Annotated in this window: 15 protein-coding genes and 2 pseudogenes; 9 read left to right on the top strand and 8 right to left on the bottom strand. The window is 72.0% G+C overall.

Annotated elements, in window-relative coordinates:
• Window positions 1–101 precede the first annotated feature (101 nt).
• The 3 genes and pseudogenes from FHX44_RS44070 to FHX44_RS32170 all read right to left on the bottom strand — a co-directional run.
• Window positions 102–410 (bottom strand): annotated as a pseudogene (locus FHX44_RS44070) (aldehyde dehydrogenase family protein); the annotation flags it as partial.
• Between the two features lie 94 nt (window positions 411–504).
• Window positions 505–708, bottom strand: a pseudogene (locus FHX44_RS44065) (aldehyde dehydrogenase family protein); the annotation flags it as partial.
• Between the two features lie 132 nt (window positions 709–840).
• Window positions 841–1767, bottom strand: a complete 927-nt coding sequence (locus tag FHX44_RS32170) for an AraC-like ligand-binding domain-containing protein (protein WP_147259214.1) — start codon at window positions 1765–1767, stop codon at window positions 841–843.
• A gap of 300 nt (window positions 1768–2067) precedes the next feature.
• Here FHX44_RS32170 and FHX44_RS32165 point away from each other — a divergent pair, with 300 nt between their 5' ends.
• The 4 genes from FHX44_RS32165 (at window position 2068) to FHX44_RS32150 (ending at window position 5406) form a co-directional block, all read left to right on the top strand.
• On the top strand, window positions 2068–3723 hold the full coding sequence (locus FHX44_RS32165; RefSeq protein ID WP_147259213.1) for an amidohydrolase: 1656 nt from the start codon (window positions 2068–2070) through the stop codon (window positions 3721–3723).
• Window positions 3724–3856: 133 nt separating this feature from the next.
• Window positions 3857–4237 (top strand): DUF6319 family protein, encoded by a 381-nt coding sequence (locus FHX44_RS32160; RefSeq protein WP_147259212.1) that lies wholly within the window; start codon window positions 3857–3859, stop codon window positions 4235–4237.
• Between the two features lie 29 nt (window positions 4238–4266).
• The gene (locus FHX44_RS32155; RefSeq protein WP_147259211.1) at window positions 4267–4866 is read left to right on the top strand and encodes a gamma carbonic anhydrase family protein; all 600 of its coding nucleotides are present in this window, start codon (window positions 4267–4269) and stop codon (window positions 4864–4866) included.
• Between the two features lie 117 nt (window positions 4867–4983).
• Window positions 4984–5406 carry a DUF4870 domain-containing protein gene (locus FHX44_RS32150; protein WP_147259210.1) on the top strand — a complete coding sequence of 141 codons (423 nt, stop codon included), beginning with the start codon at window positions 4984–4986 and terminating at the stop codon, window positions 5404–5406.
• An 18-nt stretch (window positions 5407–5424) separates the two neighbouring features.
• Here the strand turns inward: FHX44_RS32150 and FHX44_RS32145 are convergent, their stop codons facing one another.
• From FHX44_RS32145 to FHX44_RS32135, 3 genes are all read right to left on the bottom strand, one after another.
• On the bottom strand, window positions 5425–6792 hold the full coding sequence (locus FHX44_RS32145; RefSeq protein ID WP_147259209.1) for an aldehyde dehydrogenase family protein: 1368 nt from the start codon (window positions 6790–6792) through the stop codon (window positions 5425–5427).
• A gap of 93 nt (window positions 6793–6885) precedes the next feature.
• Window positions 6886–7479 (bottom strand): dienelactone hydrolase family protein, encoded by a 594-nt coding sequence (locus FHX44_RS32140; protein WP_147259208.1) that lies wholly within the window; start codon window positions 7477–7479, stop codon window positions 6886–6888.
• A 17-nt stretch (window positions 7480–7496) separates the two neighbouring features.
• Window positions 7497–8405, bottom strand: coding sequence for a LysR family transcriptional regulator (locus FHX44_RS32135; protein ID WP_170309123.1), 909 nt, complete (start codon window positions 8403–8405; stop codon window positions 7497–7499).
• A 147-nt stretch (window positions 8406–8552) separates the two neighbouring features.
• Between FHX44_RS32135 and FHX44_RS32130 the strand changes: the two genes are divergently transcribed.
• Window positions 8553–9374, top strand: coding sequence for an NAD(P)H-binding protein (locus tag FHX44_RS32130; protein ID WP_147259207.1), 822 nt, complete (start codon window positions 8553–8555; stop codon window positions 9372–9374).
• 46 nt (window positions 9375–9420) lie between these two features.
• Here FHX44_RS32130 and FHX44_RS32125 read toward each other — a convergent pair whose 3' ends face one another.
• Window positions 9421–10404 carry a TerC family protein gene (locus tag FHX44_RS32125; RefSeq protein ID WP_147259206.1) on the bottom strand — a complete coding sequence of 328 codons (984 nt, stop codon included), beginning with the start codon at window positions 10402–10404 and terminating at the stop codon, window positions 9421–9423.
• A gap of 240 nt (window positions 10405–10644) precedes the next feature.
• Here FHX44_RS32125 and FHX44_RS32120 point away from each other — a divergent pair, with 240 nt between their 5' ends.
• The 3 genes from FHX44_RS32120 to FHX44_RS32110 all read left to right on the top strand — a co-directional run bounded on the left by FHX44_RS32120 (window position 10645) and on the right by FHX44_RS32110 (window position 11845).
• Entirely contained in the window at window positions 10645–10950 is a 306-nt protein-coding gene (locus tag FHX44_RS32120; protein WP_147259205.1) for a DUF4232 domain-containing protein, read from the top strand.
• Window positions 10951–10968: 18 nt separating this feature from the next.
• Complete coding sequence (gene tsaA, locus FHX44_RS32115; RefSeq protein WP_246170709.1) at window positions 10969–11373, top strand: tRNA (N6-threonylcarbamoyladenosine(37)-N6)-methyltransferase TrmO; 405 nt, start codon at window positions 10969–10971, stop codon at window positions 11371–11373.
• A gap of 79 nt (window positions 11374–11452) precedes the next feature.
• Window positions 11453–11845 carry a hypothetical protein gene (locus tag FHX44_RS32110; RefSeq protein WP_147261625.1) on the top strand — a complete coding sequence of 131 codons (393 nt, stop codon included), beginning with the start codon at window positions 11453–11455 and terminating at the stop codon, window positions 11843–11845.
• A gap of 20 nt (window positions 11846–11865) precedes the next feature.
• Here the strand turns inward: FHX44_RS32110 and FHX44_RS32105 are convergent, their stop codons facing one another.
• Complete coding sequence (locus tag FHX44_RS32105; RefSeq protein WP_212612747.1) at window positions 11866–13062, bottom strand: TerC/Alx family metal homeostasis membrane protein; 1197 nt, start codon at window positions 13060–13062, stop codon at window positions 11866–11868.
• 355 nt (window positions 13063–13417) lie between these two features.
• On the opposite strand from FHX44_RS32105, the gene FHX44_RS32100 reads away from it, so the two are divergent.
• Window positions 13418–14356, top strand: a complete 939-nt coding sequence (locus tag FHX44_RS32100) for a sporulation protein (protein WP_147259203.1) — start codon at window positions 13418–13420, stop codon at window positions 14354–14356.
• The last annotated feature ends 2 nt before the right edge of the window (window positions 14357–14358 follow it).

The raw sequence follows: 14358 nt of genomic DNA, 5'->3' as shown, positions 1-14358 counted from the left end.
ACTGGCTGGGAAGGAGCACCCGGTCGGGCGAGGCTCACGAAGACGCTCTTGACCTCGGTGTAGGCGTCGATGGCGTGGTGGCTCATCTCGCGCCCCAGCCCGGAGGCCTTGAACCCGCCCCACGGGGCGGCCGGGTCCGGCACGGGCAGGCCGTTGACGAACACCGAGCCCGCCCGGATGCCGGCGGCCAGGCGGTGGGCAGTGCGCAGGTCCTGGGTCCACACCGCGGCGGCGAGCCCGTAGTCGGTGTCGTTGGCGCGCGCGACCAGCGAGGCCAGCTCGTCCTCGTCGGAGTAGGTCAGCACCGACATGACCGGTCCGAACACCTCCTCCCGGGCGATCCGCATCTCGTCGGTCACGCCCGTGACCACGGTGGGCGCGTAGAACCAGCCGGTGTCGCGGGCCCGCATGCCGCCGGTGACGATCTCGGCGTCCTCCTTGCGGGGCCACCTCGACCAGGTTCTCGACGTGCGCGAGGTGGCGGGCCGACACCAGCGGGCCCAGCACCGTGCCCTCCTCCATGCCCGGCCCGATCCGCACGGACTCGGCGCCGGCGGCGAGCTTGGAGACGAACTCGTCCTCGCGCCGGGCGTCGACGTAGAAGCGGGTGTAGGCCGCGCAGACCCGGCCCGGGCCACGGTGGTGATCACGTCCTCGGTCGCCGGGTCGAAGGTCGGGTCCTCGGCCCCGCCGGAGCCGCCGACCCACTCGCCATCGATGTAGAGCTTGTTCGTGGTCATGGTGATCCCGTCTCGAGGAGCTGCGCTCCCGCGATCCTCCGCGACGGGCGGCCGCCAGCCGTTGTCCGTGCGTGCGCGCCGGTGGTTCCGGAGCGCGGTCCTACCCGGCCGAACGGAGCTCGCGGGGCGAGATCCCGAACTCCGCGCGGAAGCAGCGCGAGAAGTGCGCGGGGTCGACGAAGCCCCAGCGCCGCGCCACGGCCGCGATCGTCTCGCCCGCCAGCCGCGGGTTCTCCAGGTCGCGGCGACACGACTCGAGCCTGCGCCTGCGCACCCACGCCGACACCGAGGTCCCCTCGTCGTGGAACAGCTCGTGCAGGCGCCGGGTGGAGATGAAGTTCGCGGCGGCGATCGTCCCCGGGGACAGGTCCGGGTCCTGCAGGTGCTCCTCCAGCCACCCGACGACCCGCCGCAGCGGCGTGTCCGGGCCCGCCTCCCGGTACTTCTCCACCACGGCCGCGGCCACCAGGTCCGTGAGCGTCCGCGCCGTTCGTCCGCCGCACGGCCCGGCGAGGTGGTCGGGCCGTTCGGCCAGCTCGCGCAGGAACGGCCCGGCGAGCCGCCCGAGCCCGTCGCGTTCGGAGAGGCGCAAACCGACGGCGGTGGCGAGCCGGCGGTCGTCCAGGTCCAGCAGCCGCCGCGGCGCCATCAGGACGAGGGTGCGGAACCCGGCGTCGTTCTCGATCGCGTACGGCGCGTCCACGTCGTAGACGGCCATGTCGCCCGGCGTGAGGACGCGGCGCCGCCCGTGCTGGACGAGCACCGAGCGCCCCGCGAGCTGGAAGGAGATCTTGCACAGCCGCGTGCGTTCGCGGCCGATGTCCGCCGCGCTCCGGGTGACGGCGTTCGCGGTTCCGGCGGACACGTCACCCAGCACGACGTCGGGCGCGTGCTGGACGCGCACCCGACCGCGGAACGCGGCACGGCTTCCGTGGACCGACAGCTCCAGCGACGGGAACGTCGAGGCGACCGCCTTCCCCCACGAGGCGAAGCCGGCGATGGACGATTCGGCGTGCGGCGTCGGCACCGATCTCCTCCGATCCTCGCGGTTCCGCAGAGGATTCCAGCCGCTGCCGAGCCGCGCCACCGTCCCGGCGTCAGCCCTCGCGCAGGGGCAGCCGACGGCGGTCCTGGGCGAGCCTGCGATAGACGAACAGCACGACGCCGGAGAGCAGCGCGAGCCCGATCAGCACCTCTGACGGAGCGCCGCGCGCCCTGAGGACGGCGTTGTCCGTGCGCGCACGCCGGTTGTCCCGGAGCGCGGCTTCCGCCGGACCGGCCGTTCCTCCCGCGTACGTTGGTGCGGCTGCACGCGCGAAGGGAACCCATGTCGATCACCGCGGACCAGGTCCATCGCAACGCCCGCATCCACACGCTCGACCCGGCCCGGCCTGCGGCGTCGGTCCTGGTCGTGGCCGGGGGGACGATCGCCGCCGTCGGTGACGAGGAGCTGCTCGGCCGGGTCGTCGGCGAGCCGGAGGTCGTCGACCACGGCGGCGCCTTCCTCATGCCCGGCCTCGGGGACGTCCACAACCACCACCTGACCGCCGGCAGGGCAGACCTGTTCGAGCTCCAGCTCGACGCCGCCGCCGACCTTCAAGACCTGCTCGACGCCATCCGCGGCTGGTCGGCGAAGCTCGCCCCCGACGCCTGGGTGGTCGGCGGCGGCTGGGGGAGCCCGCTCATCCCGGCGCTGTCCGACCGGACGGCCCTCGCCGCGCTCGACGAGGCCGCAAGCGGCCGCCCCGTCCTGCTGCGCGACGACAGCTGCCACAACCGATGGGTCAGCTCCGCCGCGCTCGCCCTCGCCGGCATCGACGCCGACTCCCCCGACCCGGCCGACGGCACGGTCATGCGCGACCCCGCCACCCGGGCACCGGTCGGCCTGCTCATCGAGGCCGCCGTCATCCCGGTGGAGCGCGCCTACGCCGCGTCGGCCCCCACGAGCGTCGAGCAGAACGCCGAGGCCAGCCGACGGGGCATCGACATCCTGCACTCCTTCGGCATCACGTCCTTCCAGGACGCCGCAGCCTCGCTCGCGATGCTCCAGGCGCTGAAGCACCTCGACGACACCGGCCGGCTCGACGCATGGGTCGTGACCTCGCTGCAGGTCAACGACAAGATCTTCGGCACGTACCCGCTGGGGCAGGACCTGATCGACCGGCGCGAGGGTTACCGCAGCACGCACCACCGGCCCGACTTCGTCAAGATCTTCCTGGACGGCGTCCCCACCTCGAAGACCGCGGCGTTCCTCGACCCCTACCTGCCCGACGACGAGCACGGCACCGAGTGGCGCGGTGAGACCACGATGAGCCAGGACGAGCTGACCGGCTGGCTGCTCACCGTCGCCGAGCAGGGCCTGTCCGCGAAGATCCACTGCACCGGTGACGCATCGGTGCGCATGACCCTGGACGCGGTCGCGGCCGTCCGCGCCGCCGGGCACTCGCGCCCCACCTTCCACATCGCCCACGGCCAGTACATCGCAGACGACGACCTGCCCCGCCTCGCCGAGCTGGGCGTCGTCGCCGACATCTCCCCCGCCCTGTGGTTCCCCACCGTCATCTTCGACGCCATCTGCGCCTGCGTGCCCCGCGGTCGCGCCGAGAAGCTGCACCCCAACCGCAGCCTCCTCGACGCCGGCGTGCTCATCGCCGGTGGCTCCGACTGGCCCGTCGTGCCCTCCCCGAACCCCTGGTACGGCATCCAGGGACTGGTCGACCGCGCCGACCCCACCGGCACGATCCCCGGCCGCCTCTGGCCCGAGCAGGGGATCACCGTCGCCGAGGCCCTCCATGCCTACACCCTCGGAGCCGCACGCGCGATGGGCACCGACGACGTCACCGGCTCCCTCGAACCGGGCAAGTCCGCCGACTTCGTCGTGCTCGACCGCGACCCCCTCAGCGTCCCCGTCGACCAGCTCGCCGCGACCGCCGTCGAGCAGACGTGGTTCGCCGGACGCAAGGTCCACGAGCGGACGGGGTGAGAACGCGCGCCGGAGCGCTCAGCCGGTGGCACCTGCCGCTTCGTCCGACGACCGGCCGCTGACGGGCGAGTCGAACACGCGTTCTACGATCGCCGGCGACCCGCCGCACCGCCATGAGGGAGCACAGCCAGCGATGACCAGCCCCGAGGAAACCACCACCGCCACCACCGCGATCGCGGACGACGCGGCCGCCGAGCCCGCCAAGCCGCGCCGCGGCCGGCCGAAGGGTTCCGCCGCCCGCACCACCCGCACGATCGAGCTCACCCTGACCGTCACCGGCACCGCCGACGGCGACTGGCAGGCCGAGCTCAAGCAGGGCAACACGTGGCTCAGCCGCGGTCTGCCCGTTTCCGCCACGGCGGTGTCGAAGGCTGCGCAGGAGCTGCACGCCGAGCTGGCCGCCCCCATCGACGCCGTCATCGACGCCGCCCGTGAACAGCGCGCCGCTCGGGTCGCGGCGCTGGAGGCCGAGCTGGAGCAGGCGCGCAAGGCGTTGGCCGAGCTCGAGGAGTGACGGGGCGGGCCTGCGCCTACCATCAACCGATGCTCGTCGAGCACCGCGGCCGTCGCCCCGTCGTCCCCGCCTCCGCCTACGTGGCGCCCTCGGCAGTGGTGTGCGGCGCGGTCCTGCTCGGCGAGCGCACGCGCGTGCTGCACGGAGCCGTGCTGACCGCGGAAGACGGTGAGGTCCGCGTCGGCGACGACGTCGTGGTCATGGAGAACGCGCTGGTCCGTGGCCGTGGCACGCATCCGGCGGTCCTGGGTGATGCCGTGCTGGTCGGACCGCACGCCCACGTCAACGGCGCACGGGTCGAGGACGAGGTGTTCGTGGCCACCGGCGCCTCCCTCTTCCCCGGCTCGGTCGCGGGCGCGGGGTCGGAGCTGCGGATCAACAGCGTGCTGCACGTCAACTCGCGGCTGGCGCCACGGACCGTCGTCCCGATCGGCTGGGTCGCCGCCGGCGACCCCGCCGAGCTGTTCTCGCCCGACCGGCACGACGAGCTGTGGGAGGTCCAGCGGGAGCTGGACTTCCCCGGGACGGTCTACGGCGTTGCGCGGGGCACCCCGATGCGCACGATCATGGCCCGGCAGGCGGAGTTCTACGGGGCGCACCGCGGGGATCGCGTGGTGGAGGATTCCTGACGTCGGCACGATGGCGTTGCCGGCATCCGGCCAGGGGCCACCCGCGTCCTTACGGCCGGGCACGACCCGTCACGCCCGGTCGTTGACGGGAGGAGACCGCCGGCCGAGGAGGACCCGATGTCGTCGCCCTACGAGCCCTACGAGCCCTACCAGCGCGATTCCGACACCACGCCGATCGGGCGGCCCCTGCCGGCGAGCAGCCGGATCGGGGCCATCCTCGCCCACCTGTCGGCGCCGATCGCGGCGCTGCTGAGCGCGGGCTCGCTCAGCCTGCTCGGGCCACTGATCGTGTGGGTGGCCCAGAAGAACGACCCGTTCGCCCGCCGCGCAGCCGCGGGCGCGTTCAACTTCAACCTGAGCTTCTGGCTGCTCTACCTGGTCAGCTGGCTGCTGATCTTCACCGTCGTCGGCGCGCTCATCGGCATCCCGCTGATCATCGTGCTGTTCGTGGTGTCGGCCTGGTGCCACATCAAGGGGGCCGTCCGCGCGGCCGACGACCGCGCGTACGACTACCCCTTCCAGATCCGCGTGCTGTCCTGAGCCGCCACGCCGCGCCGGTCACTCCGTGGAGATGAAGACGTTCTTCGTCTCGGTGAAGGCGCTGACCGCGTCGGGGCCGAGCTCGCGCCCCAGCCCCGACTGCTTGAACCCGCCGAACGGCGTCCAGTACCGCACCGACGAGTGCGAGTTGACCGAGAGGTTGCCGCTCTCCCACGCCCGGGAGACGCGCAGCGCCCGGCCGATGTCGCGGGTCCACAGCGAGCCCGACAACCCGTACTCCGTGTCGTTCGCGAGCGCCACGGCTTCCGCCTCGTCCTCGAAGGGCATCACGGCGATGACCGGTCCGAAGATCTCCTCCCGCCACTGCCGCGCGTCCTGCGTGACGGGGGCGAGCACGGTGGGCGGGAACCAGTAGCCGGGCCCGTCAGGGGCGGTGCCGCGGAACGCGACGGAAGCGGTGTCGTCGACGTACGAGGCGACCTTGCTCCGGTGGTCCGCGGAGATCAGGGGTCCCATCGCGGTCGACTCGTCGGCCGGGTCACCCACGGCGTAGCCCTTGACGGCGGGTTCGAGCAGTTCCATGAACCGGTCGAGGACACTGCGCTGCACGAGGACGCGCGACCGGGAGCAGCAGTCCTGTCCCGCGTTGTCGAAGGCCGCGCCCGGCGCCGTGGCGGCGGCGCGCTCGAGGTCCGCGTCGGCGAAGACGATGTTCGCGTTCTTCCCGCCGAGCTCGAGCGTCAGCGACTTCACCTGGTCCGCACAGTGGCGCATGATCCGCTTGCCGACCGCGGTCGAGCCGGTGAAGACGACCTTGCGGACCAGCGGGTGGGTCACCAGGTGCTCGCCCGCCTCCCCGCCCGTGCCGGGCACGACCTGCAGAACGTCCTCGGGCAGCCCCGCCTCGAGGGCCAGCTCCTGCAGGCGCAGCGCCGTGAGCGGGGTGTACTCGGCGGGCTTGAGCACGACCGTGTTGCCCGCCGCGAGCGCGGGCGCGAAGCCCCAGGCGGCGACCGGCATCGGGAAGTTCCACGGCACGATCACGGCGACGACGCCGAGCGGTTCCTGGAAGGTGATGTCCACGCCACCGGGCACGGGGATCTGCCGGCCGGTCAGCCGTTCGGGTGCGGCCGAGTAGTACGCGAGCACGTCGCGGACGTTGCCCGCCTCCCAGCGGGCGTTGCCGATGGTGTGGCCGGAGTTGCGCACCTCCAGCCGGGCGAGGTTCTCGATGTCGGCGTCCACGGCCTCGGCGAAGCGGCGCAGGAGCCGGGCCCGCTCGCCCGGCGCCACGTCGCGCCACGGCCCGAACGCGCGCTGGGCACGCGCGACGTGCTCGTCCACCTCCTCGCGGCCGCAGAACTCGACGGTCGTCAGCACCTTCTCGTCGACCGGGCTGATGACGTCGTAGCTGCTCGTGGTCATGGGCACACCTTCCTCGACACGCTCGCGCCGCTGCCGTGCCGCAGCGACCGACCCAGTGAACAACCCGCGCGGCGCGGTGCTGCGCCGGGTGCCTCAGGCGCCCGGGACCCGGCCGAGGAAGTCCACGATCCGCGCGGTCAGCAGCTCGGTGGCAGCGGCGTCGTACGAGGCCAGCGAGCTGTCCTCGAACAGGTGCTCGTCCCCCGGGTAGAGGAACAGCTCTGCGGTCGGTCCGGCCGCCTCGACGAGCTCGCGGGCGGCGTCGATGTCACCCTCGCCCGCGAAGTACCCGTCGTCGACCATGCCGTGGATCTGAACCGGGACGCCCTCCGGCCACGGACCGATCGCCCACTCGCCGCTGACGGGCAGGCAGGACTCCATGAGGACCGCCCCCGCGGCCCCGGCCCGGGTCTGTGCGAGCCGCTGCGCCAGCACGGCGCCTGCGGAGATGCCCGCGTAGACCAGCTCGGCCGGGAGGTCGGCGGCCGCGGCGGCGGCCAGGCCCGCGAGATCCGGGGCCCCCGGGCCGTCGGTGAACGCCAGACCCTCCTCGATCGTCGGGAAGACGCGGCCCCCGTACAGGTCCGGGGAGTGGACCGCGTGCCCGGCGGCGCGGAGCCGGTCGGCGAACGCGACCACGCCGGGCGTGAGGCCCTGGACGTGGTGGAAGAACAGGACCTCCGCCATGCGGCGGAGCGTATCGATCAGTTCTGGAGCGGGTTCGGGGAGCGTGCGACCACGTCGCGGGCGACCTGGGTGAAGGCCCGGATCCGGTGCGTCTCCGCCGTGGTCCGCCAGATGAACCGGCGCTCCCTGCGCAGCCCGTCCCGGATGGGGACGTAGGCGATGTCCGGCCTGATGTCGAAACGGGCCGCGTGCGCGGGGACCGGGAACATCCCCCGACCGGCGCCGATGAGGGAGAGCATCTCCTGGACGGTGCCGAACTCGGGGCCCCGCTCGATCGGCCTGCCGCCCGGTGTTCGCCGGGGTACGAGGCTCTCGTCCATGTAGTCGGGCAACGCGCGCGGCCGCAGCACCTTGTCGCGGGCCAGGTCCTCCAGCGACACCGACTCCTGCCGGGCGAAGGGATGGCGGGCCGAGACGGCGAGCACCGTGGGTTCGTCGAAGAGGACCGGGCTCGTGGCGATGTCGGGTTCGGCGACCTTGACCGGGACGAGGACGAGATCGGCCTCGTCGGCGCGGAGTAGGTCGAGGAAGTCGCTGTAGCGGGCTTCGAGGACCTGGACGTGGCAGGCGGCGTGCAGATCCTGGAACGCGGCCGCCACCTGGTGCAGGAACTGCCCGACGGCGGTGCCGACGAAGCCGACCCGCAGCTCGCCGTCGATGCCGCGCCCGGCGGCGATCGCCCGGTCGATGCCGTCCAGGATCTGCTGGTAGGCGGGCCGCAGATCCTCCTCCAGGCGGCGTCCGATCGGGGTCGTGGCAACCCGCCGGCTGGTCCGCTCGAACAGCGCCGCACCGATCCGCCGCTCCAGCTTCCTGATCGTCTGGCTGACCCGGGCCGTGGACACGTGGAGGCGTTCGGCGGTGCGGCCGAAGTGCAGCTCCTCGGCCAGCATCAGGAAGATCTCGAGGTCGCGCCGCTCCACCATGAACCTCTCACCGTGAACCTGTGGGTTAACGACCGTTGCACACCTGGTCGTTGTTGCCAATCCCGTCGACGGCGATCGTCGAGTCGTCCACTTCGGCACCGGATTCACAGCACCGGATTCACAGCACCGGATTCACAGGGAGCGACCATGACCGACCAGCTCACCCTCGTCATCGGCGGCAACGGCAAGACCGGCAGGCGCCTCGTCCAGCGGCTCACCGCGCAGGACCGGCCCGTCCGCATCGGCTCGCGGTCCGGCGGGGTCCCGTTCGACTGGGAGGACCCCGCGACTTGGGAGCCCGCCCTCGAGAACGTGGACGCCGCCTACGTGTCCTACTACCCCGACCTGGCCGCGCCCGGGGCACCCGCGGCGATCGGCGCGTTCGCCGAGACCGCGCTGAAGGCCGGCACACGGCGTCTGGTGCTGCTGTCGGGGCGCGGCGAGGAGGAGGCCCAGGCCAGCGAACAGGCGCTGGCCGCATCGGGTGCGGACTGGACGGTGCTGCGGTGCAGCTGGTTCAACCAGAACTTCAGCGAGAGCTACCTGCTCGACTCCATCGTGGCCGGCCACCTGCACCTGCCTGCCGGCGACGTCACGGAGCCCTTCGTGGACGCCGACGACATCGCCGACGCCGCCGCAGCGGTGCTCAGCCAGGACGGGCACATCGGCCAGGTCTACGAGCTGACCGGTCCCCGCCTGCTCAGCTTCGCCGACGCCGTCGCCGCCATCTCCGCCGCCACCGGCCGCTCCATCGGCTACACGCAGATCCCGGTGGAGGACTTCGCCGCGGCCCTGGCCGCCGAGGGGCTGCCCGGGAACGAGGTCGAGCTGGTGAGCTACCTGTTCACCTCGGTGCTCGACGGCCGCAACGAGCACCTCTGCGACGGCGTCCAGCAGGTGCTGGGACGGCCCGCCCGCGACTTCGCGGACTACGCCCGCGACACCGCCACCACCGGCATCTGGCACTGAGACACCGGTACCGGCCGCCGGAGCGGCCGGTACCGGTTGGATCAGGTCACTCGGCCAGTGCGGGGTTGCGCTTCACCGCGACGAGGCTGGCGATCGTGGTGATCGCCAGCACCCCGACGATCACCGAGAGCGACAGCCCGATGCCGATCTCCGGCACCGGGATCGGCTCACCGCCGTTGAGGAAGGGCAGCTCGTTCTCGTGCAGGGCGTGCAGCACGAGCTTCACGCCGATGAAGGCCAGGATCACGGCGAGCCCGTACGGCAGGTAGATCAGCTTGTTGAGCAGGCCGCCGAGCAGGAAGTAGAGCTGGCGCAGACCCATCAGTGCGAACGCGTTCGCGCTGAACACCAGGTACGCCTCCTGGGTCAGGCCGAAGATCGCCGGGATGGAGTCGAGCGCGAACAGCAGGTCGGTGAGCCCGATCGCGACCATCACGATGAGCATCGGGGTCGCCCAGCGCTTGCCGTCGATGCGGACGGTGGTCTTGGAACCGTGGTAGTTCTCCGTGACGGGGAGCACGCGCCGGACCAGCCGGACGACCCTGGGCTCGGTCCACTCTTCCTCGCCGCCTGCGATGCCCTGCCGCACCATGTTCACCGCCGTGTAGATCAGGAACGCGGCGAAGAGGTAGAACACCCAGCTCAGGGCGTTGATCGCGGCGGCGCCCACTGCGATGAACAGACCGCGCATCACCAGCGCGATCACGATGCCGACCAGCAGCACGCGGTGCTGGTGGACCGCCGGCACCGCGAACGACGTCATGATGATCACGAACACGAACAGGTTGTCGACCGAGAGCGAGTACTCGGTGATGTAGCCGGCGAAGAACTCCCCGGCGTACGTACCACCGGCGAAGTACCAGACCCCGAGGCCGAACAGCACCGCGAGCGCGACGTAGAAGAGCACCCATCGGGTGGCCTCCTTTATCGTCACCGCGTGCGGCTTGCTGTCGACGAGGAACAAGTCCGCGATGATGATGGCGGCCAGGCCGCCGATGGTGGCGAACCACAGCCAGACGGGCACGTTCAAGGGGAGCCTCCAGGTCTCGGGCAGCAACGAGCCGCCCCGAGGTCTCTCCCCTTCGCGGTCCCGTGCCGGAACCGCGAATCGATGGCGCCGGGTTCGGGGTCCGCGTGATTGGAGTTCCTTGGCCGCGGGGCCCCTCACCGTGCTGACGGCGCCACCGTTGCCGGGATACTCCCCTACGGTGCCCCTTCAGCGTGCCCGATTGATCACGATCACCGCCATGGCAGGTGACCTAGAACACCTGTGACGACGCCCCTGGACGACCGGCAGGCCGTCCCGATCGGGTGGTCCTCCGACGCCTCCCCGGTGCCGGGTTTGCGGACCCCGGAGTCGTTCACCCTCGCGCCGGGCCACGCCGCGCACACCACGATCACGTGGCTGCCGCCGCAGGACGGCCAGGGTTGGACGCCGACCACGATCGTCGTGACCCCGCCGGACGAGACCCGCTCGGCCCGCCTCGACTGGCCGGGCGGGGCGGTCCTTCGGCAGGACGGCGCGACCCACCCGGGCACCTACGTCGGGCCCGTCAGCCCCGGCGCCGGGGGCTGATCCCGCACAATGGCGAGGGTGCAGACGTACGAACTGCGCCCGATCGGGTGGGTCCGCTCACCGCTGACCGATCCTGCCGCGGCGCCGAAGCAGGGCGACGAGGGCGCGCCGCCCGCCCGCATCGTCGTGCGCCCCGAGCTGGCCGAGGCGATGGCCGACCTCACGGCGGGAGCCACGGTCATCGTGCTGACCTGGCTCCACGAGGGCGACCGCGGCGTGCTGTCCGTGCACCCCCGCGACGACGCGACAAGGCCGCGGACGGGCGTCTTCTCGACCCGATCGCAGGACCGCCCCAACCCGGTCGGGCTGCACCTCGTCACGATCACCGGCATCGACGGCACCACCCTCGACGTGCGCGACCTCGAAGCCGTCGACGGCACACCGGTGATCGACATCAAGCCCGTGCTCGGACCGGAGCGCTGACGCCCGGCGGTCCCGCCCACGTCGGAAAGGAACCCACCTCGTGATCGTGCTGCCCGCGGCGGCGTTCATCTGGCTCGGCATGGTCCTGGCCATCTCGTTCCTCGAGGCGCCGCTCAAGTTCCGCGCTCCGGGGGTCACCGTGCCCCTCGGCCTCGGGATCGGGCGCATCGTGTTCGCCGCGCTCAACCGCGCCGAGCTCGCCCTGCTGCTCGTGGTCGGCGTCGCCCTGGCCGTCGGTCCGCGCACGCCGGCGCTCGTCGGGATGGCGGCCGCACTGGCCGTGCTGCTCGGCGTGCAGCTCGGGTTCCTGCGCCCGGCGCTGAGGCGCCGGTCGGACCAGGTGCTCGCCGGCGACGACACCGGGACAGAAGCGCCCCGCTCGCGCCATCACCTGGTCTACATCGCCCTCGAGGCCGTGAAGGTCGTCGTGCTCGCCGCTCTCGGCGCCGCCGCGCTCGTCGCGATCGCCTGAACCCCGCTCGGTCGGCGGGCTCAGCCCGAGGATCGACGGCCCGCCACCGCGGCGGCCTCGTGATCGGCATGGGCGCGCCGCAGGAGTGCCATGAGCTTCTCCTCCTCGCGGATGCGGGCCCGGTACTTCTCCGGGAGCCTGCGGAGCTGGGCCTCCTCGGCGAGGAGCTTCTGGAAGATGTCCTCGCGCACCGCGGGGTCGGTCTCGCACGTCAGGTACTCGGTGGCGTGCCGCCTCGCCGCGGCGACGAGGTTCACCGCCCGCCCCTTCGCGCTGGTCAGCGAGGCGATCACGGTGACCACCAGCACGCCGATGATGACGACGAGCGACACACCGGTGCTGATCTCGACGACGGGCACCGGTTCGCCGTCGTTGATGAACGGCACGTTGTTCTCGTGCAGCGCGTGCAGGATCAGCTTCACGCCGATGAACGCGAGGATCGCGGCCAACCCGAAGGAGAGGTAGACGAGCCGGTCGAGCAGCCCGTTCAGGAGGAAGTAGAGCTGGCGGAGCCCGAGCAGGGAGAACGCGGTGGCGGTGAACACCACGTAGGTGTTCTGGGTGAGCCCGAAGATCGCGGGGATCGAGTCGAGCGCGAAGAGGATGTCGGTGCTGCCGATGGCCGCCATGACCAGCACCATCGGCGTCATGACCCGGCGGCCGTCCACCACGGTGAAGAGCTTGTCCCCGTCATAGACGTCGGACGTGGGGAAGAGCCTGCGGGCAAGCCGCACCATCACGTTGTCCGCCGACCGTTCGTCGGAGTCGCGGTGCGTGACGATGTTGCCCGCCGTCATGAGCAGCACGACCCCGAAGACGTAGAAGACCCACGCGAAGGTGTTGATCAGCGTCGCGCCCAGGAAGATGAACGCGGTCCGGACGATGAGGGAGATCGTGATGCCGAACAGCAGCACCTTCTGCTGGTCGGCGCGCGGCACCCGGAAGCTGGTCATGATGACCAGGAACACGAACAGGTTGTCGATCGACAGCGCCTTCTCGGTGACGTAGCCGGCGAAGTACTCCGCCCCCATCGCGCCGCCACCGAAGATCAGCACCCCGACGCCGAACAGCAGCGCGATCCCCACGTAGATCGACGACCACACGGCGGCTTCGGACAGCCCTGGCACGTGCGCCCTGCGGACGTGGAAGAAGTAGTCGAAGGCGAGCAGAGCGAGGATCCCCAGTACCGTCGACCACCACAGCACGGCGGGCATCATCGTCGCCCCGTCCGGCCCGGCCGGGACCGGGGATAGGCCGGGAGGGAAGCCCCTCTCGTCACACCGCCTCCAGTGGATCTCGATGATCGTTCCGTGCGGTTTCCGCACCGGGGACGGCCTCAGCCAACCAGCAACACCGCAGTGGCGACAGATCCGGGTGGTCCGTCGATCGGGTCACGGGCTCGTCGCGGCCGGGTGCCACGGCGGAGGCGCGGACGACCGGACCGGGGCTCGCCACGGGCGGCACCCCGCGCCCGCTGCTCACGCGGAGATCCGTAACGCGGCACGGCGGATCGGCGACCAGTCGCCCGGTGAGTGCCCCTGAACGCCGATCGAGAAGGAGAGGTGCGGCGCCGTGGCGAGGGAACGGGCGATCGACATCGAGCTGGCGACCGACCGGCAGGCCTACCTGCCGGGCGACGCCGTGACGGCGTTCGTCCGGCTGAACCCGCGCGAGGATCTCGAGGACGTCGAGTGCTCGGTCGCGCTCGTGCACATCGACCGGTATCCCACCGGCGACAGCGGCTACACCGACGACCGCGCGGTCGCCGGGGAGTACGTCCTGGCCGAGGACGCCCTCGCCGGGGGCCTGGCCCGTGAGCTCACCGCCGTGCTGCCCGTGCCCCGGCGGATCGTGCCCCCGGAGAAGCCGGAGGACTGCGCCGACGAGCGCTTCCCGCTCTCCGGGGACGACGCCGATCCCGAGAGCTACGACAGCTGGATCGAGCCGGAAGAGCGGTGGGGCCCGCCGACCAGCGTGGGGCCGGGCGGATCGTCGCTGTGGCTGGTGCGCTGCGAGGTCACCGGTTCCGGCCGCTTCCCCGACCCGGTGGAAGTGCCGATCGCGGTGCTCGCCCCGCAGGTTCCGATGCCTGCGGAGCAGCCCGTTCGGCAGGGCGGTGGTACGCCGCTGTGCACGGTGTCGTTCTTCGGGCTCCCGCGCAGCAGCGTGCCGCCCGGCACCACGCTGCGCGGGACCGTGCGGCTCGTCGCGAAGGACCACCTGAAGGCCCGCGGCGTGCGCATCGAGCTGGTCCGGCACACCGCCGTCGCCTCCGGGCGCGGGCGCACCGCCGTCCGACACTCCGTGACGACGGTGGCCGCGAGCGGCCCCCTGGAGCTGCGGCCACGGCAGCCGAAGGACCTCGCGTTCGCCGTCGAGGTACCCGTTGACGCCGGGCCGTCGATCGTCTCGGAGGACTACCGGGTGGACTGGCTGCTCCGCGCTGTGATCGACCGCCCGCTGCGCCGCGACGAGGTGTGGGAACAGGCGATCGCGGTGCACACGAGCTGACC

Source organism: Pseudonocardia hierapolitana (genome assembly GCF_007994075.1).
GTDB classification, from domain to species: Bacteria; Actinomycetota; Actinomycetes; order Mycobacteriales; family Pseudonocardiaceae; genus Pseudonocardia; species Pseudonocardia hierapolitana.
The sequence above is the reverse complement of the archived record's forward strand: the minus strand, read 5'-3'. Positions and strand labels throughout refer to the sequence as shown.